At 62.7% G+C, this 26,610-nt stretch carries 27 protein-coding genes; 15 read left to right on the top strand and 12 right to left on the bottom strand.

Going from position 1 to position 26,610, the window contains the following annotated elements; genetic code table 11:
* Positions 1 to 309: 309 nt before the first annotated feature.
* Genes menE through HMI60_RS08585 form a run of 6 tightly spaced genes read right to left on the bottom strand, consistent with a single transcriptional unit; the run spans position 310 to position 6,806 of the window.
* Entirely contained in the window at positions 310 to 1,860 is a 1,551-nt protein-coding gene (menE, locus tag HMI60_RS08610; RefSeq protein WP_193590959.1) for an o-succinylbenzoate--CoA ligase, read from the bottom strand.
* Positions 1,861 to 1,871: 11 nt separating this feature from the next.
* Entirely contained in the window at positions 1,872 to 3,197 is a 1,326-nt protein-coding gene (locus tag HMI60_RS08605) for an MFS transporter (protein WP_079582809.1), read from the bottom strand.
* A 44-nt stretch (positions 3,198 to 3,241) separates the two neighbouring features.
* A complete protein-coding gene (locus tag HMI60_RS08600) occupies positions 3,242 to 3,697 on the bottom strand; it encodes a MaoC family dehydratase (RefSeq protein ID WP_039239911.1) in 456 nt (151 codons plus the stop codon).
* A gap of 37 nt (positions 3,698 to 3,734) precedes the next feature.
* Positions 3,735 to 4,958: an acyl-CoA dehydrogenase family protein gene (locus tag HMI60_RS08595; RefSeq protein WP_193590958.1), complete on the bottom strand. Its 1,224-nt coding sequence runs from the start codon at positions 4,956 to 4,958 to the stop codon at positions 3,735 to 3,737.
* Between the two features lies 1 nt (position 4,959).
* Positions 4,960 to 5,850 carry an amidohydrolase family protein gene (locus tag HMI60_RS08590; protein WP_193590957.1) on the bottom strand — a complete coding sequence of 297 codons (891 nt, stop codon included), beginning with the start codon at positions 5,848 to 5,850 and terminating at the stop codon, positions 4,960 to 4,962.
* A gap of 2 nt (positions 5,851 to 5,852) precedes the next feature.
* A complete protein-coding gene (locus tag HMI60_RS08585) occupies positions 5,853 to 6,806 on the bottom strand; it encodes an SDR family NAD(P)-dependent oxidoreductase (protein ID WP_193590956.1) in 954 nt (317 codons plus the stop codon).
* A 139-nt stretch (positions 6,807 to 6,945) separates the two neighbouring features.
* Between HMI60_RS08585 and HMI60_RS08580 the strand changes: the two genes are divergently transcribed.
* A complete protein-coding gene (locus tag HMI60_RS08580) occupies positions 6,946 to 7,404 on the top strand; it encodes a MarR family winged helix-turn-helix transcriptional regulator (RefSeq protein WP_018780159.1) in 459 nt (152 codons plus the stop codon).
* Positions 7,405 to 7,665: 261 nt separating this feature from the next.
* On the top strand, positions 7,666 to 8,397 hold the full coding sequence (locus HMI60_RS08575) for a DUF72 domain-containing protein (protein WP_193590955.1): 732 nt from the start codon (positions 7,666 to 7,668) through the stop codon (positions 8,395 to 8,397).
* 11 nt (positions 8,398 to 8,408) lie between these two features.
* Here HMI60_RS08575 and HMI60_RS08570 read toward each other — a convergent pair whose 3' ends face one another.
* Positions 8,409 to 8,870, bottom strand: a complete 462-nt coding sequence (locus HMI60_RS08570) for a GatB/YqeY domain-containing protein (protein WP_018780161.1) — start codon at positions 8,868 to 8,870, stop codon at positions 8,409 to 8,411.
* A gap of 138 nt (positions 8,871 to 9,008) precedes the next feature.
* Here HMI60_RS08570 and HMI60_RS08565 point away from each other — a divergent pair, with 138 nt between their 5' ends.
* Positions 9,009 to 9,293: a DUF3040 domain-containing protein gene (locus HMI60_RS08565; protein ID WP_079582795.1), complete on the top strand. Its 285-nt coding sequence runs from the start codon at positions 9,009 to 9,011 to the stop codon at positions 9,291 to 9,293.
* Here the strand turns inward: HMI60_RS08565 and HMI60_RS08560 are convergent.
* Complete coding sequence (locus tag HMI60_RS08560) at positions 9,279 to 10,574, bottom strand: NAD(P)/FAD-dependent oxidoreductase (protein ID WP_026267500.1); 1,296 nt, start codon at positions 10,572 to 10,574, stop codon at positions 9,279 to 9,281. The genes HMI60_RS08565 and HMI60_RS08560 overlap by 15 nt on opposite strands.
* 125 nt (positions 10,575 to 10,699) lie before the next feature.
* Between HMI60_RS08560 and HMI60_RS08555 the strand changes: the two genes are divergently transcribed.
* The 3 genes from HMI60_RS08555 to HMI60_RS08545 are packed head-to-tail and all read left to right on the top strand — an operon-like array spanning position 10,700 to position 12,911.
* Positions 10,700 to 11,485, top strand: a complete 786-nt coding sequence (locus HMI60_RS08555) for a histidine phosphatase family protein (protein WP_193590954.1) — start codon at positions 10,700 to 10,702, stop codon at positions 11,483 to 11,485.
* Positions 11,463 to 12,383, top strand: a complete 921-nt coding sequence (locus HMI60_RS08550) for an NAD(P)H-hydrate dehydratase (protein ID WP_179128477.1) — start codon at positions 11,463 to 11,465, stop codon at positions 12,381 to 12,383. Before HMI60_RS08555 ends, HMI60_RS08550 begins: the two co-directional genes overlap by 23 nt.
* A gap of 21 nt (positions 12,384 to 12,404) precedes the next feature.
* On the top strand, positions 12,405 to 12,911 hold the full coding sequence (locus tag HMI60_RS08545) for a hypothetical protein (RefSeq protein ID WP_227453689.1): 507 nt from the start codon (positions 12,405 to 12,407) through the stop codon (positions 12,909 to 12,911).
* Here HMI60_RS08545 and HMI60_RS08540 read toward each other — a convergent pair.
* The gene (locus HMI60_RS08540; protein WP_193590953.1) at positions 12,908 to 14,569 is read right to left on the bottom strand and encodes a RecQ family ATP-dependent DNA helicase; all 1,662 of its coding nucleotides are present in this window, start codon (positions 14,567 to 14,569) and stop codon (positions 12,908 to 12,910) included. The genes HMI60_RS08545 and HMI60_RS08540 overlap by 4 nt on opposite strands.
* 276 nt (positions 14,570 to 14,845) lie before the next feature.
* Between HMI60_RS08540 and HMI60_RS21205 the strand changes: the two genes are divergently transcribed.
* Positions 14,846 to 15,454, top strand: a complete 609-nt coding sequence (locus tag HMI60_RS21205) for a TasA family protein (RefSeq protein WP_193590801.1) — start codon at positions 14,846 to 14,848, stop codon at positions 15,452 to 15,454.
* Positions 15,455 to 15,636: 182 nt separating this feature from the next.
* Positions 15,637 to 16,116: a hypothetical protein gene (locus HMI60_RS08530; protein WP_144027695.1), complete on the top strand. Its 480-nt coding sequence runs from the start codon at positions 15,637 to 15,639 to the stop codon at positions 16,114 to 16,116.
* A 31-nt stretch (positions 16,117 to 16,147) separates the two neighbouring features.
* Here the strand turns inward: HMI60_RS08530 and HMI60_RS08525 are convergent, their stop codons facing one another.
* Entirely contained in the window at positions 16,148 to 17,707 is a 1,560-nt protein-coding gene (locus HMI60_RS08525) for a glycoside hydrolase family 32 protein (RefSeq protein ID WP_193590952.1), read from the bottom strand.
* Positions 17,708 to 18,033: 326 nt separating this feature from the next.
* Between HMI60_RS08525 and HMI60_RS08520 the strand changes: the two genes are divergently transcribed.
* From HMI60_RS08520 to HMI60_RS08495, 6 genes are all read left to right on the top strand, one after another.
* Positions 18,034 to 19,470, top strand: a complete 1,437-nt coding sequence (locus HMI60_RS08520) for a GH32 C-terminal domain-containing protein (protein WP_193590951.1) — start codon at positions 18,034 to 18,036, stop codon at positions 19,468 to 19,470.
* Positions 19,471 to 19,515: 45 nt separating this feature from the next.
* Positions 19,516 to 20,853: an ABC transporter substrate-binding protein gene (locus tag HMI60_RS08515; RefSeq protein ID WP_193590950.1), complete on the top strand. Its 1,338-nt coding sequence runs from the start codon at positions 19,516 to 19,518 to the stop codon at positions 20,851 to 20,853.
* 47 nt (positions 20,854 to 20,900) lie between these two features.
* Positions 20,901 to 21,782, top strand: coding sequence for a carbohydrate ABC transporter permease (locus HMI60_RS08510; RefSeq protein ID WP_018779914.1), 882 nt, complete (start codon positions 20,901 to 20,903; stop codon positions 21,780 to 21,782).
* Positions 21,779 to 22,684, top strand: coding sequence for a carbohydrate ABC transporter permease (locus HMI60_RS08505; RefSeq protein ID WP_039239893.1), 906 nt, complete (start codon positions 21,779 to 21,781; stop codon positions 22,682 to 22,684). Before HMI60_RS08510 ends, HMI60_RS08505 begins: the two co-directional genes overlap by 4 nt.
* A gap of 38 nt (positions 22,685 to 22,722) precedes the next feature.
* On the top strand, positions 22,723 to 23,796 hold the full coding sequence (locus tag HMI60_RS08500) for a LacI family DNA-binding transcriptional regulator (protein WP_193590949.1): 1,074 nt from the start codon (positions 22,723 to 22,725) through the stop codon (positions 23,794 to 23,796).
* A 109-nt stretch (positions 23,797 to 23,905) separates the two neighbouring features.
* Entirely contained in the window at positions 23,906 to 24,799 is an 894-nt protein-coding gene (locus tag HMI60_RS08495; RefSeq protein WP_193590948.1) for a glucose 1-dehydrogenase, read from the top strand.
* A 286-nt stretch (positions 24,800 to 25,085) separates the two neighbouring features.
* On the opposite strand, the gene HMI60_RS08490 is transcribed toward HMI60_RS08495, so the two are convergent.
* Both HMI60_RS08490 and HMI60_RS08485 read right to left on the bottom strand, forming a co-directional pair.
* Positions 25,086 to 25,544, bottom strand: a complete 459-nt coding sequence (locus tag HMI60_RS08490; protein ID WP_079582578.1) for a Clp protease N-terminal domain-containing protein — start codon at positions 25,542 to 25,544, stop codon at positions 25,086 to 25,088.
* A gap of 42 nt (positions 25,545 to 25,586) precedes the next feature.
* Positions 25,587 to 25,790 (bottom strand): helix-turn-helix domain-containing protein, encoded by a 204-nt coding sequence (locus tag HMI60_RS08485; protein ID WP_039239890.1) that lies wholly within the window; start codon positions 25,788 to 25,790, stop codon positions 25,587 to 25,589.
* Between the two features lie 35 nt (positions 25,791 to 25,825).
* Between HMI60_RS08485 and HMI60_RS08480 the strand changes: the two genes are divergently transcribed.
* A complete protein-coding gene (locus HMI60_RS08480; RefSeq protein ID WP_227453688.1) occupies positions 25,826 to 26,605 on the top strand; it encodes a hypothetical protein in 780 nt (259 codons plus the stop codon).
* Positions 26,606 to 26,610 lie beyond the last annotated feature (5 nt).

Below are 26,610 nucleotides of genomic sequence, written 5' to 3'. Positions count from 1 at the left end.
CCCGAACGCTGTTTAGGCAGTTCGATGGACAAAATTAACCGGGATTTAGCCCAGTAACGGAATATGTCGCCCGAAAGCCGCATTCAGCACCCGGAACGTGAGCACGCGTCCGCCCCAAACACCCGGAACGTGAGCAAGCGTCCCACCCAAACACCCGGGACGTGAGGAAGGGTCCCACCCAAACACGCGGGACGTGAGCAAGCGTCCCACCCAAACACCCGGAACGTGAGCAAGCGTCCGCCCCAAGCACCCGGAACGTGAGCAAGCGTCCGCCCCAAGCACGCGGAACGTGAGCAAGCGTCGGGAGGGCTACTGTGCGTAGTGCTTGCGGAGGTCGGTCTTCCTGATCTTCCCGCTGGCCGTGCGCGGCATCTCTTCCACAAACACCACGGACTTGGGGATCTTGTAGCGTGCCAATCGTCCGTCCAGATGCGAGCGCAGCTGCTCTTCGGTCAGGGCAGCACCCTCCCGCAAAGTCACGATCGCCCTCGGGACTTCGCCCCATTTCCCGTCGGCGACGCCGATCACGGCCACGCTTCCCACGGCGGGCAGTTCCGCAATGGCTGCTTCCACCTCGGCCGGGTAGATGTTCTCGCCGCCGGAAATGATCATGTCCTTGAGTCTGTCGGAGACGAATAAGAAGCCTTCCTCGTCCTGGTGTCCCATGTCCCCGGAGCGGAACCAGGAGGAGTCCGCGTAGCTGTCGGCAGTTGCCTCCGGCCGGTTCCAGTATTCCTTGATGACGTTGGGCCCGGAGATCTGGATCTCCCCCACTTCGCCCGCGCCCACGACGCTCCCGAACGGGTCAACGATCCGCACATCCGTGAAGAAGTGCGGCAAACCCGCTGATCCGGCCTTCACCTTGGAAGCGGAAACCGGGAGCATGGTGGCTCCTGGCGCGGTTTCGGTCATGCCGTAGCAGGCGGTGAATCCGATGCCACGTTCCTCATAGGCGTCCAGTACCCGCTGCGGAACGGCGGACCCGCCGCAGGTGAGTTTATCCAGGGAGCTGAGATCCGCCGTCGACCATTCCGGATGGTCGCAGAGCATCTGGAAGGTGGTGGGGACGCCGTTCAGGGTGGTGACCCTGTGCCGGCCCACCAGTTCCAGGACGCGACCGGCGTCGAACTTGGATTCGAGGACCACCGTGGCGCCCTTGAGCAGCATCGGGAGCAGACCCATATCCAGGGATGCGACATGGAAGAGAGGCGAAATCAAGAGCGCTATGTCGTTGCGGCTCAGGTCCATGTCCACCACGGTATTGATGCAGTTCCAGGTGATGTTGCCGTGCGTGAGCAGCGCACCCTTCGGCTTCCCTGTGGTGCCGGAGGTGTAGAGGATCATGGCGGCGTCGTCCAGGGACACCGCAACATCCATCGCTGTACCGTCCGAGGCGCCAATCACCTCCTCATAAGGTTCGACGCCGGTCGGCAGCTTAACCGCGGACCCCTCAGGTCCGCCGTCGGGAGCCACCACAACCCGGTGGGTGACCGCAGTGTCAGCCACGGCGGCCGTCCCAACAGGCTCCAGGGCCGCGGCGTTGATGAGGATCCGGGCTCCCGAGTCCTGCAGCTGGAACTGAAGCTCGGGAGCGGCCAGGCGCGTATTGAGAGGCACGAAGATGGCGCCCACCAACCCGCAGGCAAAGAAGGTTTCCACGAAGGAGGGGTGGTTCTCGCCAAGGTAGGCAACGCGCTCTCCCTTGGCTACTCCCCTGTCCTTGAGGGCATTGGCCAGGTGATCGGCCCGGTTGGCCAGTTCGAGGTAGCTCAGCTTCTGCTCACCGCAAACAAGTGCCGTTGCGCTTCCGGACTTGCTGCGGCGGCGGTGCAGCCAGGATCCAACTCCGTTGTTGTCCATGGTGGTTTCTCCTAACTGACCGTAGAGAGGTCGTTGTTCTTAGACTCCCGCGTCAGCAGGATGAAGACAATCGACACCAAGGACATGATGGACAGGAACACCACGACGGGGACGATGCTCTGGCCTGCGTCCTTGTACAGTCCGGCGACGATTCCAGGGGTGAAGCCCGCACCGATCAGGGTAGCCAGCTGATAGCCGACGGCAGCACCCGTGTAGCGGTTGGTGGTGCCGAACTGTTCCGATACGAACGCTGCAAGGGGTCCGTAGAGGGACGAGTGCAGGACGAGCGCCACCGTGAAGGCCAGGAAAATCAGGGCGATGTTGCCTGAGCTGAGCATCCCGAACATGGGGAACAGGTAAAGGATGAACAGGGCCAAACCGGCGACCATCACGGGACGTCGACCGAAGCGGTCTGACAATCGGCCGCCCAGGAGGACGAACAGGATGGAAATTGCCGAAGCTCCCGCGAAGGCATAAAGCACGCCCTGCTGCGGCGCGCCCTTGGAAACCGCGTAGGTGACGGAGAACGTGGGAAGCACTACCTGAAGGCCGAAGCCAGCAGCACCGGCAAACATGATCATGATGAGTGCTTTGGGGCGCTTCAGGACCTCCAGCAGCGGGATCTTGCGCTTGCTGCCTTGGGCGCTTTCCTTGGCTACGGCCTCGGCGAAGATCGGACTCTCGGAGACCCGGAGCCTGACGAACATGCCCACGATCAGCAGCACGAAGGAGAGCAGGAACGGCACGCGCCAGCCCCATGCCAGGAAGGCGTCCTGCGGCAGTGCGGAGAAAATGCCCATCACAACCGTGCCGAGTACGGCGCCTGTCGGCGCACCGGCGTTCACGAACGATGCCGCGAAACCGCGCCGCTTGGGATCGGAATGTTCCAGCGCCATCAGCGCGGCGCCACCCCATTCACCCCCGACGGCGATGCCCTGGCAGACGCGCAGGAGCACCAGCAGCACGGCACCCCAAGGACCGATCACGCTGGATCCCGGGATCAAGCCGATCAGTGTGGACGCGACGCCCATCATGGCCATGGAAACGATCAACATTCCCTTCCGGCCGATCCTGTCGCCGAAGTGGCCGAAAATGATGCCGCCCAAGGGCCGGGCAACGTAACCGGCGGCGAACGTTGCGTAGGCAGCTACGACGCCCACCCATTCGTCCGTTCCGGCGAAGAACACCTTGGGGAAGGCAACCGCTGCCGCCGTCGCGTACAGCAGGAAGTCGTAGAACTCGATGGTGCTGCCCAGATAGCTGGAAAGGATGACCGTACGCGCTTCTTTACGCTTTGCGGCCGTGCTCGACTGTGCGAGCGCAGTGTGTCCTGACATGGCTGTTCCTTGGAAGACGAGGGAAGTTGCTGGAAAGGGAGTGCTTATTTGTAGAAGCGTGCGAGGAATTCGGCCACGACGGCGGGCCGTTCCTGGCCTTCGATTTCGATGGTGGCGTTGACCTTGATCTGGGCGCCGCCCTTGACCTCGGTAACCTCGGCGATGCTGCCCTGCATACGGACTTTGGAGCCCACCTTCACCGGTGACGTGAAACGGACTTTGTCCAGGCCGTAATTGACCTTGGTGGTCACCCCGTCGACGTCGAAGAGTTCGCCCCAGAACGGGATGATCAGGGACAGGGTGAGGAAGCCGTGCGCGATCGGTGCACCGAAAGGACCGTCCTTGGCGCGTTCGGGATCAACGTGGATCCACTGCTGATCGTCCGTGGCATCGGCGAACAGGTTGATCTGCTGTTGGGTGATCTCCCGGTAGTCGGTGGTGCCCAGGTCCTTGCCGGACATGGTGAGCAGGGTGTCGAAATCGACGACGAGATTGGGCATCGTTGCCTCCTGGTTGTTGTGTTTTTCTGTGCGTTGTTCAGTGGGTGAAAGCACTCTCGCCCGTCAGGGCGCGTCCGACGATCAGTGCATTGATTTCGTGGGTGCCTTCGTACGAATAGACAGCTTCCGCGTCGGCATGGAAACGGGCGACGTCGGCGGCGAGCGTGATGCCGTTGCCGCCCACGACTTCGCGGGCCAGGGCGACGGTTTCGCGCATCATCAGGGACGTCTGCATCTTGGCCAGGGCGGAGTCCTGGTCCCGGTAGATGCCTTTGGCCTGTTGTTCGGTCAGGCGGGTCACCAACGAGAGCGAGGCGGTGGTATTTCCGAGCATTCGCGCCAGCTTTTCCTGCACGAGTTGGAAGGACCCCAAGGAGCGGCCGAACTGCCGGCGGCCCCTGACGTAGGCAAGGGCGGCTTCGAAGGCACCGGCCTGGATACCGGTGGCGATCCACGCGACGTCCGAGCGCATCGCCCGCAGCATCGCGGCCACGTCCTTGAAGGAATTTACGCTGTGCAGCCGCATGGCTTCCGGCACCCGGACGCCCTTCAGGGTGATGTGGGCGTTCTGCATGATCCGCAGGGACGTCTTGCCGTGGATCTTCTCCAAGCCGACCCCGGGAGCGGTCCGGTCCACGAGGAACCCCTTGACCTGTCCGTCGGCCACATCCCGGGCGAACACGCACAGCACATCCGCCGTCGAGGCTCCCCCGATCCAGCGCTTGGCGCCGTCCAGAACCCAGCTGCCGCCGTCGGCGCCTGTTCCTGTGCCACGTTCGAAGCGGGCGGTAGTTGCTAAGCCGCCGGCAATGTCCGAACCGTGTTCCGGTTCGGTCAACGAGAAAACACCTTTGAGGGAGAAGTCCACAACGCCGGGCATCCACTCCTTCTGCTGTTCCTCGGAGGCCCCTACCCGGATTGCCGTCCGGAACAGGCCGGCCTGTGCCGTGTACCAGGTGGCCAGGGACGCATCGGTTCGGGCGAGCTCGAAAATCCGGAAACCGTGGAAGATTCCCCGCGCCGGATGTTCGAACGGCTCCATCAGATCAAGGTCGATCAGCGGCTGCGCCAACTGCTCCGGAAATTCCGCTCGTTCCCAGTACTCGGCCAACAGAGGCTTCGCCTCGGTGTCCAGGAACTCCCTCAGGCGGGCCAGCGCTGTGCGTTCGTCCGTGGTGAGGAGAGCTTCGGCGTCGTACCAGTCAGCATCGCCGTAGAGCCGGGCACCCAGGCGGGCTTCCGTCGTCGTGCTTGTGACCATTTCAGCTACCCAACCCGAGCAGCCGGACGGCGTTGTCCTTGAGGATCTTCGGGCGGACTTCGTCCTTCAAGGGAAGGTCGGCAAATGCGCCCAGCCACTTCTGCGGAGAGATCAGCGGGAAATCCGTCCCGAACAGGACCTTGTCCTGCAACACCGAGTTCGAGGCCTTCACCAGCGATTCCGGGAAGTACTTCGGCGACCACCCGGAGAGGTCGATGAACACGTTGGCTTTGTGTGTGGCGATCGAATTTGCCTCGTCCTGCCACGGCACCGAGGGATGGGCCATGATGATCTGCAGGCCCGGGAAATCGGCCGCCACGGCGTCGAGCAGGAGCGGGTTCGAGTACGCCAGCTTGATGCCGTATCCCCCGGGAAGCCCGGCACCCATGCCGTTCTGGCCGGTGTGGAAGATGCACGGCAGACCCAGTTCCTGCAGTGTTTCCCAGAGCGGGTAGAACTGCTCGTTGGATGGGTCGAAGCCCTGGAGTGAAGGATGGAATTTGAATCCCCGGGCACCGAGCTCAACGGCCTGGTGCTTGGCTCCGGCGATCGCGTCCTCCCCCGTCCGCGGGTCCACGCTGCCGAACGGAATCAGAACATCGTTGTTCCGCCCGGCTCCGGCGATCAGTTCCGGGATGCTGTTGGGTTCGTGCTTTAGTTGCGTCCTGGCGTCGACGGTAAAGACGACGGCGGCCATGTTCAGTTCGCGGTACACCTCGGCGATCCTGTCCAGGGACGGGGTCCTGTCCTCGGCTTTGAAGTACTTGGCCGAGGCTTCCGTCAGGGCATCCGGGAGCGAGCCGTGGCCGCAGCTGTCCACTTCGAGGTGGACGTGCATGTCGATCGCATCAAGGGCTGCGGCGTCGATGCCGAGCTCGTATCGGTCAGCCATGATCAGCGGGCCTGTACCGCTTCGGGCTTGGCTGGCTCGGGCTGGAGTTCCTCGGGAAGGGGCAGGAATTCCTCACCGTAGCTCTGCAACGCATCCGGGCCGAAGAGTGATCCGGCGTTCTCCACCAGTGCTTCGTAGCTCCAGCCGCCGTCGCGGTATTCGGTGGTTGCCGCCGTCGGGTGCGTCCAGACCTGCAGCCGGTCACCGCCGGCACCGATCGCCTGGCCGGTAATGCCGGCCGCCTTATCCGAGGCGAGGAAGGCGATGAGCCCGGCGACGTCGTCGGCAGTTCCGAAACCCAGGTCATGACGGAAGAACGACGGCATGGCCTCGCCACGCTCGTCAGCTTCCACGGCCTTCTGGAAATAAGGGACTGTCTTGGTCATTGCCGTCGCCGCCACCGGAATGACAGAGTTGACGGTCACACCCGCCTTCTTCATCTCCAAAGCCCACGTGCGGACCATGCCCACGATCCCGGCCTTCGCAGCCGCGTAATTGGTCTGCCCGAAGTTGCCACGCTGGCCCGTCGGCGAACCGATAGTGATGATCCGGCCCGCGACGTTGTTTTCCTTGAAGTACGCGAAGGCCTCACGGACGCAGGTGAACGTGCCCTTCAAGTGGACGTTGATGACAAGGTCGAAGTCCTCGTCGGTCATCTTCAACAGGCTCTTATCGCGGAGGATTCCTGCGTTCGTGACCAGGATGTCCAAGCGACCGAAGGTCTCCACGGCACCGGCGACAAGTGCCTTGGCGGCATCCGTGGTGCCCACCGGAACGACGACGGCGGTGGCCCGGCCGCCGTCGGCCTCGATCTGCGCGACTGCTTGCGCTGCGGTCTCAGCGTTCACGTCATTAATGACGACGGCGGCACCCTGGCGGGCGAGCTCCCTCGCGTAAGCGAGACCAAGACCCTGTCCACTCCCGGTAACGATTGCAACCTTGCCGTTCAAGCTCATGGCGTGCTCCTTCGCATGCAGTAACCGGCCGGAGCCGGTGGGGCCGATCCCACTGCGTCGTGAGATCCTTGTCATGATCAATGAGAATACGGATCATTGAGAAAGTCAACGATTGTTTTTCATTACTATTGGAGTTGTCATGGGCCCGCAAAGCACCGAAGTGGAAACCCCGCGCCTGGCCGAGGCCAAAATCGGCAACGATGTGGGCCTGTTGCTGGCCAAGCTGCACGCGACAGGCTCCCTCCTGAACAACAAGGCACTGGCGGATTACGGGCTTCGTGAGCGGTCCTTCTCCGTGCTGACACTTGCCTGCAGCGGCCTGGAACCTACGCAGCGCGAGCTCGCCGATTTCCTCAGCCTGGACCCCAGCCAAGTGGTCAGTCTGGTTGACGACCTTGAACACCGCGGCCTGGTCAAGCGGGCGCAAGGCAAGCAGGACCGGCGGGCCAAGATCATCGTTTCCACCGCGGAGGGCCGCCGGATCCACAACAAGGCCCGGGCTGCGCTTGAGGTGTGCGAGCAAACACAGCTGGCAGCGCTCAGCGAGGACGAGAACACGCAGCTGCGGGCACTGCTGAAAAAGGCGCTGTGGGGCTAGGAGCAATTACGATGTCGGCTTCCTCGGCCGGCCGGACTCCTACGCCATCGATCCAGCCCTTCCGATTGCGCGGGGCACCCACTCCGTGAGAGGACTGCCAGGTGCATTTGCTGACGCCTCCCGAAGTTCTGACGAGCAGCCCCGCAGAGCACGCCAGCGGGAAGTAGCAATTGTTGCCGATGACCTCCGCGCGGTAATGGCGAGGACCGCTGGAAACGGAACCGTGCGTTAAGAAACCACCCACAGGGGTACATCCTCACCATGGGCATCCACATCGGCACATCGGGCTGGAGCTACGATCACTGGGAGAGCGTGCTCTATCCCCCGGGACTGCCCGCCTCCAAGCGGCTGGCCCACTACACTGCGCGGTTCACCACCGTGGAACTCAACGCGAGTTTCTACCGCTGGCCCCGGAACACTACCTTCGCGGGTTGGCGGAACCGCCTGCCGGAAGGCTTCGCGATGTCGGTCAAAGCGCCGCGTGGCCTTACCCATGCCAAGAAGCTCTACAGCCCCGAGGTATGGGTGGAAAGAATCGTGCGCTGCTGGCACGAGCTCGGCGACAAAAGGGCGGTTCTGTTGGCGCAGTTGCCACCTGATTTTGCCCGTGATGATGCCCGGCTCGACTACTTCCTGGCCGCCCTGCCGCACTGGATCCGCGTCGCCGTCGAGTTCCGGCACGACAGCTGCGACCACCCGGACGTGTACGCGCTGCTGGAACGCCACCAGACCGCCTACTGCATCATGAGCGGCGCCAATCTGCCCTGCATCCTCCGGGCCACGGCTCCGTTCGTCTACATCCGCATGCACGGCCCGGACCACCAACACCTCTACGGCGGCTCCTATTCGGACGACGATTTGAGGTGGTGGGCGGACAGGATCCGCGAGTGGAGCGGCGCCGGCAAGGACGTGTACGTCTACTTCAACAACGACGGCGGTGGTAACGCCGTGCGCAACGCTGACACTCTGCGGTGGCTGCTTGGGGTCAACTGACCCGGTGGCGGTCAGGCCAAGCGGGCGCGCACGATCTCGCTGACGGTCTTGCCATCGAAACGTCCTGCGACCTTCGCGGTAACAGGCTTCATGACGGCACCGATGGAACGCATTGAGAGTTCCTGGCCTTCAGCTTTCAAGGCATCAATGGCCTCGTCCACGATGGCCTCAACCTCTTCGCGGGTGAGCGCTTTGGGGAGGTAGGCCTCTATGATCTCCGCCTCGGCAACTTCGGCCGCTGCGCGGTCAGCTTCCCCCGCCTCGGTGTAGATCTTCGCCGTGTCCCGGCGCTTGGCGGCTTCCTTCTGCAGCAGCGAGGTGACCTGGGCGTCGTCGAGCTCCACTGGCGTCTTGCCTGACTTTTCACGGGTGGTGATTTCACCCAGGACATTGCGAACCGTGGTCAGGGCAACTTTGTTGCCGGCCTTCATGTGGTCGACGACGTCTGCCTTCAAGCGTTCTTTGAGTGTCATACTGCTCCTTGTTCGAATTCCTCCTGCTATCTTCCCAGCAGATCCCCACGGGCGCTCATTGCCGGCAAATTGATGCTTGCGATCTTAATAATCAGCATGCTTAGCTAATTTGGAAACCTAGCGCCGAGGAGGACCACTATGCCGCTTTCAGAACGCGAGCGCAGGGTTCTGCAGCAGCTTGAGCGGGAGCTCTTCATCCAGGATCCCCACCTCGCCCGGCAACTGGAATCCGGTGTCCCCGTGCGCGGCCCCATCCACCCGCGCCTCCGTGACGTCATGGCCGCCGCTTTGGGAGTACTGCTGGTCCTGATGGCGATACCTCTGCACGTACCCCTGTTTGGCGTGGCCGGCACACTTCTTGGGGTTCACGCGGTGTTGTCCCACCGCAACTACAAGAAACAGGCCCCCTCAAGATTCCTTTAACGGTGCCGGCACAGGCGGCCCCTGCCCGGGAGGTTCCTTGTCCAAGGGTCCGCTGACCACCACTTGGGCGGGACTGTGCAGGAGATAGCCGTTGAGCCAGGAAAACAGTGCCCGGATCTTTTGCTGGAGCCCTGACAACAGGGCTAAGTGCACCAGCAGCCAGGACAAAAACGCAAAGAGGCCCTGAAGCTGGATGCGCTTGCGACCAAGTTCCGCCACTGCCGCACCGCGTCCCACCATCGCCATGTAGCCCTTGTCGACGTACCGGAAAGGCGTTCGGCTGCCGCCGCCAAGGTCAGCAAGGATGTTCTTGGCCGCCCATTTACCCGCCTGCTGGGCTACCGAGCCCAGCTGCGGCAATTTGGCTCCCGTTGAGTCCGTGATGTTGGCAGCATCCCCAATGACGTAAACGCCATCCACGTCCGGCGCTGTCAGGTCCGGGTGGACATCGACACGTCCACCCCTCCCCTGGGCCAGCCCCGATCCGGCGATAATGCCGCCCGCTTTCAGGCCGCCGGCCCAAACGACGATCTGCCCCGGGACGGAGCTCCCGTCCGCCAAGGTGACACCATCAGGCCGGACCTCAGTGACACCCACACCCATGTGAAGCTGGACACCGACTTTCTGCAGGTGTTCGGTCGCGTACTTTTGGGACTTCTGGGAGAACATGTTCAACACGCTGGGAACCATGTCCACCAGGTGTACCCGGCAGCGGGCAGCCAGCTCGGGCGAGAAGTACTTCCGCACCACGTATTTGACGTTTTCAGCCATCGCTCCGGCTGTCTCTACACCTGTGGGACCGCCGCCGACCACCACCACATCCACGAAGCTGTCGGGATTCCCGTCAGCCTGGTCCAGCAACCGGGTGAGCCCGCCGCCAAGTCTTGTTGCGTCTGTGACGGAGTACAGGGGGAAGGCCAATTCCTCCGCGCCCGGAGTGTTGAAAAAGTTCGGGACGGCCCCCACGGCAAGGACCAGGATGTCCGCCCGCAGGGTCTGCCCGTCGGACGTCGTCACTGTGCGTTGCGATGCGTCCACGGATTCCACTTTGGCAGTGAGGACCTTGACCGTTTTGAGGCGGCGAAACACCGAACGGAGTGGCCGGGCAATGGCCGACACCCCGATTTGGGACGTAGCAAGCTGGTAGAGGAGGGGCTGGAACTGGTGGTAGTTGTTCGAGTCGATGAGCAAGACCTGTACACCCTTGCGGCCGAGTTCCCTGGCTGCTGCAACGCCTGCAAATCCGCCACCGACCACAATGACCTGGTATGTGTCCTTCATGCGAGCAACATACTTCACCGGGGGTCCGGGCAACAGAGGTTCCCGATCCGTCGTCGCGTGTTTATTCTCTGGACCGGTGGGTACGCAGTGGGTAGTGTTCTGCATTCGGCAACGCACGCGGAGGGGTGGCTTTTGTGAACGAGGACGGTCTGACGGACGCCGTGCAGGAGGCCGGTGCCGTGGAATTACTGCTGGTCCGGCATGGTGAGAGCGAAGGGAACCTGGCGGCCACCGAGGCGCGGCTGGCAGGGGCGGAGGTCATTGCGGTCCCGGCCCGGGACCCCGACGTGAACCTCTCGGGCACCGGACAGGACCAAGCCAAAGCGCTTGGGACCGCGCTGGCCCGCATCGCCGAAGACATGAGGCCGGACGCTGTTGTCTCCTCCCCCTACGCCCGTGCCAGGCAGACGGCGGAAATCGCCGTCCAGACTGCCGGATGGCCAGTGAAGGTGCTCACCGACGAACGCCTCCGGGACAGGGAATTGGGCATCCTGGACAGGCTGACAAACCGGGGCGTGGAAAACCGCTACCCGGATGAGGCCGAGCGGCGTCTGTGGCTGGGCAAGCTGTACTACCGTCCGCCCGGCGGTGAGTCCTGGGCCGATGTTGCCCTCCGGCTGCGCTCGGTGCTGGACGAACTCAACACCTTGGGCTCGGGCCAGCGGGTGATGCTGGTCTGCCACGATGCCGTCATCCTTTTGGTCCGCTACGTCCTGGAAGGCATGTCCGAAGAGGAGATCCTGGACCTCGCTGCGACGACGTCGGTGTTGAATGCTTCGATCACGCGCTATGTGCGTCCCACCGGCTCGGGGCCCTGGGAATTGGAGAGCTTCAACGTCGCCGACCACCTCACAGAGCAGGGTGTCACAGTCACCGAACACGCCGGAGATGCCAGTGTCCACCCCCAGTGAACCCACTTTGGTGACTCCGTCCCTTCTGCGGGACTGGCCACTGCCGGCCCCTGGCGAGGACAAGTATTCGCGCGGGGCAGTCCTGGTCATCGGCGGGGCACGCGCGACCCCCGGGGCGGCCATACTCGCCGGGACGGCGGCGCTGCGTGCCGGGGCGGGCAAAATAACCTTGGCCGTGGCCGAATCCGCGGCGGTGCAGGTGGGCGTAACCCTGCCGGAGTGTGGTTCACCCGGTCTTCCCGAAACAGCCGACGGGTCATTGACCGGAGAAGGGCTGGAGCGTATCGGATCCGACCTGGAGCGGGCCGACGTCCTGCTGATTGGGCCGGGGCTGGATGATCTGGATCTGGCCGGGACGATGCTGCGGGCGCTCTTGGAGCGGGAGGAATCCAACGGTCCCGCTGACGCTGCGGGCGGTCCCGCCGTCGTTCTTGACGCCTATGCCCTGGGGGCACTTGGGAAGGTTGAGTCGCTGCTGGGACCATGGCGTGGGCGCCTGATCCTTACCCCCAATCCCACAGAGGCCGGGGTCCTGTTGGGGAAGGATGTCGATGACCTGGAAGCTGCAGTGATGGACATTGCCCAACGGTTCGATGCCGTGGTGAGCTGCCAGGGATTCATCGCCGGCCCGCAGGGGATGTCGGATCAAGGATCCGGACTCTGGAAGATCACCACAGGCTACGGAGGGTTGGGAACCTCGGGCAGCGGGGACGTCCTGGCGGGTGCGATTGCCGGTCTCAGGGCCCGCGGAACCAGCGACGCCCAGGCCGCCTGCTGGGGTACCCATCTGCATGCGGCCGCTGCGGACCGCCTGGCCAGCAAGCTGGGTCCCCTCGGATTCCTGGCCCGGGAGCTCGCCGACGAACTGCCGGCCCTGATGGTGGAACTGAACACCTGAGTCCTCCACTAGGCTGCCAGCATGGGGACAATCGGGGGAAGTAAACGAACACCGCGTGTCATTGCCAGTTTGTTCGGGCTGGCTGCAATAGCTGCATTCGCAGTTGTGGGAGCGTTCCAGATTCTTGTATGGAATCCCCTCGCAGCTGTGCCCGGTGCCAGCCTGGACGAAATTCATGAAGGGCTGGCGCGGGCCAACGAGTCAATCTCAGCGCCCACGGTTGTGACATGGGCCTTTTTGGGAACAGCGCTGGGGGCCGTTGTGGTGCTGCTTTCAGCGGTCGGCTCTCTCGGGCGGCTGAGGACCGTTGTCCTCCTCGACCTCCTGATCCTTGGGCTCGGCGCCCCATCCTATTCGTTGGTGTCTTTCCACGCCGGAATGGCTTTGGCTGATGCGTTCTTCATTTCCGGCGGCGATTACGCCCCGTGGGGCGGAGTGCTGTACACGGTCAGTGCGGCAGCCTTGCTTGCCGTGTTGATCGTGGTGGTCACCAATGGCCGATCCGGCGCGGCTCCCGCCACCGCCTAGGCCGGTTTCAGCAGCTCATGCTCCACGACGGCGGTACGGGACAGGGTCTTGTAACCCTCCTGTTCGAACAGGACAGTAATGACGTCGTCCTCGTGCCGCATCACCAGGCCAGGCCCCCACTCCTTATGGACCACGGTGGACTGCAGGGGGAACTGTTCCTCGCCGCCCGGGGCCGCGGGGTTGCCGGAACCCGGGGCCTCTTGTTGGACCTCAGCGCAGGAATCGCAGTTGCCGCAGGGCTCCGGCAGCTCCTCCCCGAAGTAGCCCAACAGGAACTGGCGGCGGCAGGCATCCGTCTCAGCGTAAGCCCGCATCATGGTCAGCCGGGACTGGTCAACCCTTTGCCGTGACTCGGCCAGATCCACAGCGCGGTTGACCAGCGTAGCCGGTTTTGCCCTGGAAATGAGCCGGGTGCCGCGCTTGCCGGTTTTCACCGCGCCGGCCTCCTCCAACTGGTTGACCAGCCCGGTAACCCGCCGGGCGGGGAATCCCGTCAGTTCCACCAGGGCGCTCTTCGGAGCCGGCCCACCGGCGTTCCTGATCACCTTCAGGATCGTTTTGAGGGCATCAGGGTCCGGCGAATGGGTACCGAAGAACTTGCGCAAGCCCAGGTCCTCGGCCCGGTAATGCAGGATGGCCGCAGCAGCTTTGCCATCACGGCCCGCCCGGCCGATTTCCTGATAGTACGAGTCCAGTGACTCGGGGATGTCCGCGTGCACGACGAACCTGACGTTGGGCTTGTCGATGCCCATGCCAAAAGCAGTTGTAGCGACCACCACATCAAGTTGGTCGTCCAGGAAGCGCTCGTGAATGCTTTCGCGGTCCGCGTCCGTCCTGCCCGCGTGATAGGCCTCAGCACGCAGGCCCCGTTCGGTCAGTTTGGCAGCATACTTTTCGGTGTCTTTTCGCGTAGCCGCGTACAGAAGCCCCATCCCCTTCGACGCGGACAGCTCCACTACCTGTTCCACCACGGCTTTGCGCTTGGCCTTGTCCTCCTGGTGGCGTATGACGTCCAGGCTGATGTTGGGCCTGTCGAACCCCCGGACCAGGACCAAAGGATCGCGCATGCCAAGCCGTTGGACGATTTCATCGCGGACCGGCGGGGATGCTGTTGCCGTCAGCGCTATCACCGGCGGGTTGCCCAACCGTTCGCGGACGTTGCCCAGCTCCAGGTAGTCGGGGCGGAAGTCATGGCCCCACGCGGAGACGCAATGGGCCTCGTCCACCACGAACATGGAGATGTCCAACGTGGCGATCCGGTCCACTGTCTCCTGCCTGGCCAATTGCTCCGGCGCGAGAAAAAGGAAGACAGCCTGGCCGGATTCGGCCGCTTGCCAGGCGGCCTCCACTTCAGAGTCACTGCGGGACGAATTTATGGCGACGGCGGAACCCTCCCCCAGGTCCCCGGCAAGGCCCTCCAGTTGGTCCTCCTGCAGGGCAATGAGGGGAGAAACCACGACGGCGGGGCGCTTGGTTTGTTGGTGAAGGTGAAGTGCCGCTACCTGGTAGGTGGCAGATTTTCCGTATCCGGTCGGCATGACTGCCAAAACATCACGGCCCTCAGCAAGGGCGCTCATGCCGGCGAGTTGGCCATCGCGCAACTCAGGAAGGGAAAAGGAGGACGCCGCAAGGGCAGTCAGGGCAAGGTCAACTGACATGGAAAGATGGCTCCGCTTGGTGGTTCCTGCGGCCACTTGCATCAGCCGAGATGACCAGCCTAGCGCGAGGCACGGCTCTGCGCCGTTTACGAAGTTTGGCTTGTGGATAAGCGCCTTGGGTTGCTGCGGTTTTCTTGAGGGTTTCCTGAGGAAGTGTTGTGGGTTTGCAGGATTGGTTCTTGATCCAGGCCCGGCAAAGTATTTCTTGTCAGCCACACAGGCTGAAGAAACGGCCGGCCGGTCTCACGGTGGCCACACGAAAGGACTCTGATCCCCATGGCCATCAGCCTCAAGACCACCTCCGGCAAAATCCTCGCCTCCGTCGCACTGGTCGGCACCGCAGCCGCCGTCGCCGGCATGGGAACCTACGGCGCGTTCACCTCCTCAACCTCCGCCTCCCAAGCCGTCACCGCAGGCACCGTCACCATCGCCCTGGGTGCCCCCGGACCAGCCAACACCCTCAACGTCCCCATCGCCGGCCTGCTGCCCGGCGACAAAGTCGAAAAACTCGTCACCCTGGCCAACACCGGCAACTCCGACCTGAACAACGTCACCCTCACCACCTCCGCCGGCGCCACCGCCTCCCTCCTCACCACCGACACCACCAACGGCCTGCAACTGACCATCGAAAACTGCTCCACCCCCTGGACCGGCACCGCCGCCCCCTACACCTGCGCCGGCACCAAAACCACCGTCCTGGCCAACGGCCCCGTCATCGCAGCGAACAAAACCCTGAACAACCTCACCTCCCTGACCTCGGCCAAGACCGACAACCTCAAAGTCACCACCGCGTTCCCCACCACCGCGGACAACACCTTCCAAGGCGCCACCTCCACCATCGCCTTCGCCTTCACCGGCACCCAACGCACCGAAACCACCAAATAGACCACCCCAAACCCCGGGAACCGGCCCGTCTTGCCCTTCAGGCCGGTTCCCGGCCATTACTGTGCCGGTCAAATCCAGGCTTTCCCTGAGTCTTGAGTAGACCTTGAGGGTCCGAAGGATCCTTTCCTGAGGATCCCTTGGGAGAGTTGGATCAAGGCCAATCCACACCATCAGAAACGGAAGTGACGACGAGCATGCGGATCAAGTTCATCCTCTGGCGCGGACCGGCCATCTTCCTGGCCGTCCTGCTGATGCTGATGGGCTTTTCGTTGTCTCCGGCCCATGCACAGTTCCACGACACCGAAAGCGCCGGCATGGCCGTGGCGGCAGCGCGGATCCCGGCACCGGCGGCCAATACCGTCTCCGTAACCAAGAGCTGTGATTCCTTCTTGTGGTTCGGCCAGGCCAAGATCAGTGTAGGAAGCTACACCGCCGTAACCTATGCGAACTACTACGAGCTCAAAGTCATCGATCCCGACGGCGTCGTCCAGTTCACTGGAGATCTGAGCAAGTCGTCCGGCCGTTCCTACAGTTCGGGAATCCAGAGCGTGGGAAACCTCAGCGGAACGTGGACTTACCAGATCCGCGGTTATTACAAGGTGCCCAACTCCACCAACAGCTGGGCAGGCCAGCCGCTGACCGGCACGCTGAACTGCCCCTGAGCCGCGGAATCCGCGACGCCACGAAGAGCTTCTAGATGGGGTTGCCGAACTCACGGATGGTTATCCCCGTGAAGTTGGCAGGGCCACCATCGGCATAGAGGGAAATCCCGGTGTCCCCGTCCGCGAAGTGAACTTGCTGCGAAACAACGGTGTGTCCGGAATTCACAAAGACCTCCACGCTTTGTTTATCGACAAAGATGCGCAGGTGGACGGAGCGGGCGTTGGCATCGATGGGTGCGGCAGCACGGGTGTACGGTGCCAGCGAATAGCCGGCCAGCTCGGAGGGACTCCTGTCCACGTACAACTCATCGCCGTACTTTCCGATGTTCGTGTGCCGCGTTCCATCGGCCGAACGGCCCACTGACACCCCGACGTTGGCTGCTGCGTCCCAGGAGATACTGAGCTCCAGTTCATAGGCACGGCCGGTCCATGGCAGGACGGCGCTGCCATTGACGACGCGGTCCGGGAGGGCGGTGGTGGCGCTGACGTAGCCCTGCAAGGCAGCGACCGGGGAACTCAGCAGGCTGTACCAGCCTCCTGCCTGCCCTTCCAGCCTCAGCTCCCGGACAATCGAGTTTTGCCCGTTGTACCCATCGGATGCGTCGGTGGGGACGTCCCGGGCGGCGTATTTCCAGTTGTTCATCCACGCAACGGCAAGACGCTTGGTCTCCGGCGCATCCACGGCCGGCCAAGTCACCCCGGCGTACCAATCCCAGCCCCAATCCAACCACTGCGGCGTCAAGTCATCGGCAATGAAGGCCGAGCCGTTCCAGCTGCCGGTCCAGTACGCATAGGTCATGGGCAAGCCCACGCTGTAGGCATCCATGCTCGCGGCGAAGATCCAATGCCGGGTGCCATCGCCTGCGGTCATTTCAAACAGGTCCGGGCACTCGATCCCGCCGAGTGCGTGGTTGGGGTAGTCGAAGTTGGAGGTCCATTGCCAATCGCGCAGGTTCGCGGAGGTGTAGAAGGCCGCATAGCGGGCCCGGCCGATGACGCACACCCATTCGCTGCGTGCCGCGTCCCAATGGATCTTGGGATCGCGGAACCACTCAGCGTTGTCGATCTCGGCAGGTGTGGTGGCAGCCCGGCCGTCAGTGTTCACGATCACCGGATCCGGCAGGGCCGTGAAGTTGTAGCCGCCGTCGGTGGACCAGTACAGGTACTGCTCCTGGTACTTGCGGATTCCGTCGGTCGGCTTGGTAGCCAGCACGACGACGGCTCCCGCGCCAAAGCCTGCGGTGTTGGCCGTGTCCACCACTCCCGACCCGGACCAGACGGGGAAGTTCGGTTGGAGCGGTAGGACTACGCCGTGGTGGCTGAAGGACACCGCGTCAGTTGTGGTGGCGTGATCCCAACCGCCCTGGCCGTTGTTGATGCTGGAGTGCAGGTAGTACAGCTGGTAGCCGCCGTTGGTGTACACCGGCCTCTGCGGATCACACAACCATCCGGACGGCGGTGTCATGTGATAGACCGCCCGCTGCGAGGCAGCAGCCTGGGCGGAGCCGGACACGGCACCACTCATCAGCAGGGCCAAAGCGCCGGCTCCGGTGCCTTGGAGAAGGGTTCGTCGTGGAAATTGGGGCGTCATGAAGCGGTTTCCTCTCAAACATTCTTTGGTTGAGAACGCGGTGGGTGTGCGGATACGGCTGCGCATCCGGGCACGCCAAAGTGCGCCATCAAAGGAACTGGATTACTTCGTCCGGTGGGCGTGACCAAAGGTGTCTGCTCGGCGTCGAGGGACACAGGTGTGCCTCCGGTAGCAAGGACGTTAGTGGCTGGGGGTTTCGGTGGTCAAGCGTTTTAGCGAAGAATATTTTTGAGCAAATTAACTTTGCTAAAACGCTTGATCAATGTGTGTGACCTGCGCTACCTTCAGTGTGATCAAACGCTTTAGCAGAATGGACATCAGCGCAGATGAAACGCTCAGTCTTCTTCCAACCCGCCGACGGCTGGGTCGGCGACCTCATCCCTTTCGAGAAAGACGGGGAGTTTTGGCTCTACTACCTCCATGAAGTCCGGTCACAGCCCAAACCGGGCACTTCATGGAACCTCATCACCACCAAGGACCTCACCCAGTTCGAGGACCACGGCGTTGCCCTCCCGCACGGAACCGAAGCGGAACTGGACTTCAACGCCTACACGGGCAGCGTCGTCGTCGATGACGCCGGAGTCCACCACCTGTTCTACACCGGCCAGAACCCCCGCAACCTGGGCACCGACGGCGCACCGCTCCAACTGGTCATGCACGCCACCAGTACCGACGGCATGCAGAGCTGGACCAAGCACCCGGAGCTCACCTTCGGAGCTCCCGACGGGTACGAATCCGGGGACTGGCGGGATCCCTTCGTTTTCCGGGATGAAGCCAAAGGCCAGTGGCGGATGCTGCTCGCGGCTCGGCATTCAGAAGGACCCGAGCGGCGTCGCGGTGTCATCGCCCAGTGCGTATCCACGGACCTGATGACCTGGGAGCACACCGAGCCTTTCTGGGATCCCCGCCGCTACATCACTCACGAATGCCCGGACGTTTTCCAGTGGGGCGACTGGTGGTACATGGTCTACTCAGAATTCTCGGAATCGTTCACCACGCGGTACCGGATGGCCAAGAGCCCTGACGGCCCATGGACCGTACCGAACCTGGACAGCATCGATGGCCGGGCCTTCTATGCGTCCAAAACAGCCGAACGCGACGGACGCCGCTTCTTCTTCGGATGGATCGCCAGCAAGGAAGGCAACAAGGACCACGGCCCTTGGGAATGGGCCGGCACCATGTCCGTCCTGGAGGCCCGACAGAATCCGGATGGCACCCTCGGGTTCTCCTTCGCGGATGAACTGGTGGAGAGCTTTTGGGAAGACGTGCACGTATCGCTTGCGGACGAGCTGCCGGCAGCTTTGGACGTGCCGGACAGCTACGCAGCCCTGGTCTCCCGGGAGGAGCTCCCCTCGCAGTTCTACGCCAAAGCCGTGCTGGACATAGGGCCCGACACCACCGAATGCGGCCTGCTCCTGCGGGCAAGCCACGACGGCGACCAGTCCTATATCCTGCGCCTGGAACCCAAGCGCGGCCGCCTGGTCTTTGACCGATGGCCCCGCGCCATCACCGGCGACGCCCAGTGGCACGTTTCCGGGGACGTCCCCTTCGATATCGAACTGGAACGCCCCTGCGACCTCACCCCGGGCGAGCACAGCCTTGAGGTGATTGTCGACGGCGACACTTGCGTCGCCGTCGTCGACCGCCAAGTTGCGCTCAGCGCCCGGATCTACGACCTGACGGCGGGACGGATCGGCGTTTTCGCCGGTGAAGGTTCCGTCAGCGTCACCGAACTCGAAATCCGTCAACGCACCGAAAACTAATACCCCCAACCCCAACCTCTGTTCCAATCAAGGGAGATTGCCGCAATGAAAAAACTACTCCGCGTTGCCGCCGTCGCAGCCGCAGCCGCACTGGCATTGACAGCCTGCGGCGGCGGAGGAAGCACCGCCGACCCTGCCAATGTCAGCCCCACCGGCGAGATCAAACCCCGCGAAATCTCGTGGCTGCTCTCCAGGCCCGCCGACGGCGCAGTCATCAACATCATGAAGAAGCTCGCCGATGACTACGCCAAGGACCACCCCGGCTTCGCGCTGAACCTCATCACCACACCGGACCGGCCGTCCTACATCCAGAAGCTCGAGACCCTGGCTGCAGCGAACAAGCTTCCTGAACTTTTCGACACCGACGCCACCCCGTTCGCCCAGCAACTGGCGAAGCAAGGCAAGATGGTGGACGCTGACAAGCTGTTGAAATCCTTGAACCTCTACGACGACTACCGTCCGGGCGCCTTGGACTACCAGCGTTTCGACGACGGTTCGCTCTACATGATTCCGTTCCAATTCGAGCTGGAATTCATGTGGTACAACAAAGCCCTCCTGGAGAAGGCCGGCGTTTCCATCCCCAAGTCCCTCGATGACATCCCGGCCATGTGCACGGCTTTGAGGAAGGCCGGGATCACCCCGATCGCCATTGACGGGCAGGACCAGTGGCCGCTGGAACGCTACGTTGCCTACCAGCCCTTCCGCGAAGCCGGTCCTGACTTCGTGCAGAAACTGAAGAAGGGCGAGTCCTCATTCTCCGACGCCCCGGGCCAGAAGACAGTCAAGTGGATGGCTGATCTCGGCAAGGCCAATTGCTTCCAGGACGGGTTCTCTTCGCAGGGATACTCGGACGCGCAGAACCAGTTCACGTCCGGCCAGGCGGCCATGTACAACATCGGAACGTGGGAGCTGCCTAGCCTTGCCACGGACAAGCTCAACCCGGCAGTCCGGGACAACATAGATTTCTTCACCCTTCCCACCACTGAGGGGTCCGTGACCGCGCCCAACGAGTTCGTCTCACCGTCCGGCATCGGCATGGCCGTGAACTCGAAGACCTACGATCCGTTGGTCAGCGACTTCCTGAAGTTCGCCCTGGAGAAGTACCCGTCCGAGTACGCGGCCACCGGCGCACTGTCCCCCACCACCAATGTTCAGACGGCAATCCCGGCCAACGCCACCCCGCTCTACAAGAAAGCGCTGGAGACGGCCAACGATCTTGGTGACAAGCAGGCCATGCCGTGGGATACGCAGTTGGACCCGACCACCAACGGCAGGCTCCAGCAAGAGCTGGTCCTGCTGGTCCAAGGCAACATCACTCCCGAACAGTTCACCAGCACGATGAACGACGCCATCAAGCAGAACGCGCCCAAGTTCTTCAAGTAAACGTAGCAGCGGGGGGTCGCAAGGCCCCCCGCCCGAAAGGCCCCGCCATGCTTCCCAACCGGTCAAGGACGTCCGTCCTGGTCTTCCTGCTCCCTCCACTGCTGCTGTACTGCGCAGCCGTGCTGTTCCCCATCCTGCAATCCCTGTTTCTCAGCTTCTTTTCCTGGAACGGCATCAGCGACATGGAGTTCGTCGGGCTCCAGAACTACGTCCGCATGCTCACCGCCGATGATGTTTTCTGGCGCTCCTTCTTCAACGCGCTCCTCTACCTGGCCATCTGCCTGGTCCTGCAACTTGGCGGCGCCCTGGTTGTCGCCAGCCTGTTGACCTCGCTGCGCCGGGGTCGGGAGCTCATCAAGACCCTGTACCTGCTGCCCGCGGTCATCTCCACTGTGGCGATCGCCTTCCTGTTCGTGCGCATCTACTCCATCGATCCCGTCGGCCTGCTCAACCAGCTCCTGCACTGGGTGGGACTCGGTTCCTTTGAACGCGCCTGGCTCTCCGATGTGAATACCGTGCTTGCCGCAGTTTCCGCCCCGGAGGGATGGCGATTCACCGGGCTCTACATGCTCATCATCTACGCCGCACTGATCGCCGTTCCCAAGGAACTTGAAGAAGCCGCCGTCCTGGATGGCGCCTCCAAATGGACGCTCTTCACCAAGATCCGCTTTCCGTACATCCGCCCTGTCTGGATCACTACCACCATCATGGCCACCACCTACGGCCTGCGCGGCTTCGACATCCCCTATCTCATGACCAACGGCGGCCCCGGACAATCCTCCGAGCTGCTCACCACCTACATGTACAAGACAGCGTTCACCAGTACGGACTTTGGTTACGCAAGCACCATCTCCGTCTTCATCGTGATCGAGTGCCTCGTCGCCGTCGGCCTCATTCTTTTCATGCTCAAGCGGAAGGCAGACTCATGATCGCCCAGACAGCCCCGGCCACCAAGTCACCGGCAGCTCCGCCGTCCGCGCCGGCACCCAAACGGCGTCGCCGCAAGCCAAGCCTGTACCGGACGCTTTCGCGGGTCCTGATCATGCTGATCGTGATCGTCCAGGTGTATCCGTTGGCCTGGCTGTTCCTGACAAGCCTCCGCACGGAACAGGACTTCGCCACCGGAGACCCGTTCGCCCTGCCAAGCGCACTGACCTGGGACAACTACGCCCGGGCTTTTGAGACGGGTGACCTCGGCCGGAACATCCTCAACAGTTTCATAGTGACCATGGGCGCCAACCTTCTCATCGTCCTGTTCGGCATGATGGCCGCGTACGCCATCCAGGTCCTTGGCTTCCGTTTGAGCCGGTTCGTGCGGGGATTGTTCCTGGTGGGCATCATCGTTCCCGTCCAGATCGCCCTGGTCCCCCTGTTCATCGACTACTCCACCGTGAATCTGCTGGACACCTACCAGTCGATGATCATTCCCCTGGCCGGCTTTGCGCTGCCCATGTCCATCTACCTGTTCTCGTCCTTCTTTGAGTACATTCCCAGGGAAACCTATGAAGCAGCTTCCCTGGACGGTGCCGGGCCGTACCGGATCTTCGGCCTGATTACCCTGCCGTTGTCGCTGAACACAGTGGTGACCGTGGTCCTGGTCAACAGCATCTTCATTTGGAACGACTTCATTTTCGCCAACACCTTTGTCCTCTCCGAGGATCTCAAGACCATTCCCCTCGGTCTGCAGAACTACATCGGCGCCATGGGCAAGGTGGACTGGACAGCAACGTTTGCTGCTGTCTGCGTGACCATCACACCGCTGCTGCTGGTCTTCCTGGTGTTGAACAAGGCCATGATCCAGGGCCTTGAGAGCGGGGCGAGCAAGGGATGACCACCACAGCGGATGGATATACTCCTGATGGAGGACAGATGATTTCGCAGGAGAAAAATTCAGGCAGCGCGGCCGATGTTCCAATCACCAGCGACCGCGCCCATCCGGTAACCCTCCGCGAAGTTGCTGAAGCAGCCGGTGTTTCAACGGCAACTGTCTCCTTGGTCATCAACAAGAAGAAGAACGCCCGCATCGCTGACGACACACGGCAGCGCGTCCAGGAGGCCATCCAGCTCCTGGGCTACCGGCCCAATGCGATGGCCAAGAACCTTGTCAGCGGAACTTCCAAGTTCATCGGACTCGTAGCGGACGGCGTGGCAACCACCCCGTTCGCGGGGCAGATCATCCACGGCGCGCAGGACGAAGCCTGGAAGCACGGTTACGCCCTGCTGATCGCCAACACCGAAGGAAACGTGGACCTGGAAAAGGACGCGATCGCCATGATGCTGGAGTACAAGGTCCGCGGCATCCTGTACTCAACCTGGTTCCACCGGGCCACGGAAGTTCCGGAAACCCTTCGTGAGTCCGACTTCGTGCTGGTCAACTGTTTTTCGCCGGATTCGCCGGCATCCCGCGCCGTAGTGCCCGATGAAGCCCAGGGCGGGAAATCGGCCACGGAAATCCTGCTGCGCGGGGGGCATCGTCGTATCGCCTTCATCAACACCACCACTCCCGCTCCGGCCAAGGACGGCCGGCTCGAGGGCTACCGGGAGGCGTTGGAAGCGGAGGGAATTGCCTTCGATCCGGAACTGGTGATGGAGGCGTACCCGGACCAGGAAGGTGGCTACGGCGCGACGGAGGAGCTGCTCAAGCTCAACGTTTCCGCCGTCTACTGCTACAACGACCGCATGGCCATGGGCCTCTACGATGGCCTGCGGGAACACGGGCTCGCCATTCCTGAGGACATGGCCGTTGTGGGCTTCGATAACCAAGAGGTCATTGCCGCGCACCTCCGCCCGCCGTTGTCCACCGTTTCCCTGCCGCACTACGAACTCGGGGCGGCCGGCGTCCGCATGTTGCTCGGCCTGGATCAGGCCGCTGGCGACGGCCCCGTGAAAATCGCGTGCCCCGCCGTTGAACGGGCTTCCGTGGCGGTGCACACAGCAGCTTGATACGGGAGGTGGTTCCCCGGTTTGGCAGGGACGCCTTCACGTGTCTAGGCTGGAAATCATAAGCTTACTTAGCTTTCGTGTTCCACGCCTAAGAAACCGGAGGACCACCATGACTGACCAGTACACCTTCCGCAACCCGGTCACCGCCTACGAGCAGATCTCCCCGCCAAAGCAGCACCAGCCCGAGCCCGGCCTCGACGCCGAACTCACGCCCAAGGCGGATCTCGGCGAGGAAAGCTACCGCGGCACCGGACGGCTTAAGGGGCGCAAGGCGATCATCACCGGCGCCGACTCAGGGATCGGCGCAGCCACCGCCATCGCCTTCGCACGTGAGGGGGCCGACGTCGTACTGTCCTACTTGCCCGAAGAAGAAGAGGACGCCGCGCGGATTGCGGCACTTATCGAGGCAGCAGGCCGTAAGGCCGTGAAAGTCCCCGGCGACCTCAAGGACCCGGCGACCTGCCAGGAACTGGTGGGCACCGCCGTCGCGGTTTTGGGCGGCGTGGACATCCTGGTCAACAACGCCGGAAAGCAGGTTGCCCAGGAAAACCTGGCCGACATCACGGACGAGCAATTCGACCACACACAGAAAACCAATGTGTATGCAATGTTCTGGCTGACAAAAGCGGCGCTCCCGCACCTGCCGGCGGGCTCGACGATCATCAACACCACGTCCATCCAGGCATACAACCCGTCGCCCACCCTGGTGGACTACGCCACGACCAAGGCGAGCATCAACAACTTCACCAAGGGACTCGCGCAACAGCTCGCACCGAAGGGCATCCGCGTCAACGCTGTTGCACCCGGACCCATCTGGACTCCCCTGCAGGTCAGCAGCGGTCAACCCAAGGAAGAGCTCCCCGAGTTCGGCCAGTCCACTCCCCTGGGCCGCGCCGGGCAGCCGGCCGAACTGGCTCCGGCTTATGTCTTCCTGGCGTCGGCGGAATCCAGCTACGTAGTGGGCGAGACCCTCAACGTCAACGGGGGCAGCCCCACGCCATAGGCGCCACTTGGCACCATCACGACGGCGACGCCTCCACACGCTGGGGCGTCGCCGTCGTCGTCCCAGCCGCGCAGCCCTCGCGTCAGGGCCGGACAGCACTTCTGGGAGATGCGTCCGGCCCTGCGCCGCGGATCCGATTGGCAGCACCGGCCGACGAGGGGGGTCATGGGCCGTTGCTTGGATCCGCTGGATTCAGTCAAGTCGCTCCCACCCGCGGGGACACGAGTAATGTGTACTCGTTTTTTGCTCCCGTTGGAGCCTCCCGCTACTTGGACTCTCTTCGGGACTATTGGGAGAGCAGCCGTTCTCGAACAGCTTCACGGTTTACCTTGAGCTCCTGGAACAGGGCGGACACGGGGTCATGCTCCTCCCGATCCAACAGGGAGAGTAAAAGGCTCGATGCGGTGATCTTCCGGGATTTTTGATCCACAGCAGATTTCACCATGCTCGCCATGACCTCCTTGGCTCCGGAGCTGAAAGGCGGCTTCCTTCCGCGGGTTGGCATGGGTGCCCGTACAAGTCCCTTGCTTTTGAAGCCGATGGCGTCCAGCGCAGCGGCGTCAAGCCTGGCCGCCGCCTTCCGCGCATCGTCCAGGGAGACGCCCAGGACATCAGCGGGGCCGCGTTCGTGGAGTGCCCCCAGGAGCAGGTGCTCAGTTCCCATTCGCTTGTCGCCCAGACTGCGTGCTTCTTCCATGGCAAACCCCACGATCCGGCGGGTGTCATGGGTAAATTGCTCAAACATTGCTCAACTCATTCCCTGTACTTGGTCATTCTCCGTAACTGGTCATTCCCTGTATTTGGCATGCACCGATTGCCGGGAAACACCCAAAGCGTCACCTATCTGCTCCCACGTCCAGCCTTGCTCGCGTGCCGCCCGGACATGGACGGCTTCCACTTGCTCGGCCAGGCGGTGAAGGGCACCCACGGCCCGCAATCCGACGGCGGGGTTGGTGGAGTGGATCTGCTCGGAGAGTTCATCAGCTTCCATGCTGTCAGGCTAGACTGACACGAGTCATTGTGTCAATGCAGACTGACAAGGAGCTTCTTGCCGGCATCCGGACCTACACGGCTAGACTCGTCGTGAAGGACGGATTGGGGGATCCACAACGACGCGCGCAATCGGTCGTTCCGCTGGTCGGTCGAAACCAGCGAGCAAAGGACCCCATGGCCTTCTTCCAGGATTTCCCCATTCCAACCCAGCCCAAACGTGGGCGCCAAGGCCGCTTCGTTCCCCCGCCATGGTCCGGAACACCCCGCTACGAGCTCCCCGCGCTGGTCCACATCGGTCAGTTCCTGTACTTCAGCCCCACCAGGGTGATCGCCGTCAAGGGCGTTGAAGTGTTCTCCACCGGATGCAATTTCGATCTGACCTGGATCATCCGCCGGGCCGACGAGACAGACGAGGAATGGGAAGCCCTCAATGGCGTGTTCTTCCAGCACGGGTTCCGGCCGAAGCCCGAACAAAATCTGCTGGATGTGCTCCTGCTGTTCGGCGTAGAACTCCCTGACGGTTCCCGCGCTTTCACCGGAGCCCACGGAGGTGGCCGGTACATGGACCCGTCACAGCAGCCCACAGCTCCCGTCCTCTCCTTCAACGGCGGTGGAGGCAGTGGCGGTGACGACGAACTTGCCGGCTCGGGATCACTCTGGCTGTGGCCCCTTCCCGAGGAAGGCGACCTTCGGCTGGTCACGCAATGGCCCGCCCTCGGCATCGAGGAAAGCTCTCTAATTCTCGACGGCGGACAGCTGCGGGCCGCTGCCACAGGGGCCAAGGAGTTCTGGCCGGGCGAGTACACGCCATAAAAACG

This window comes from Paenarthrobacter sp. YJN-D (assembly GCF_015040335.1).
Classification (GTDB): domain Bacteria; phylum Actinomycetota; class Actinomycetes; order Actinomycetales; family Micrococcaceae; genus Arthrobacter; species Arthrobacter nicotinovorans.
The sequence above is the reverse complement of the archived record's forward strand: the minus strand, read 5'-3'. Positions and strand labels throughout refer to the sequence as shown.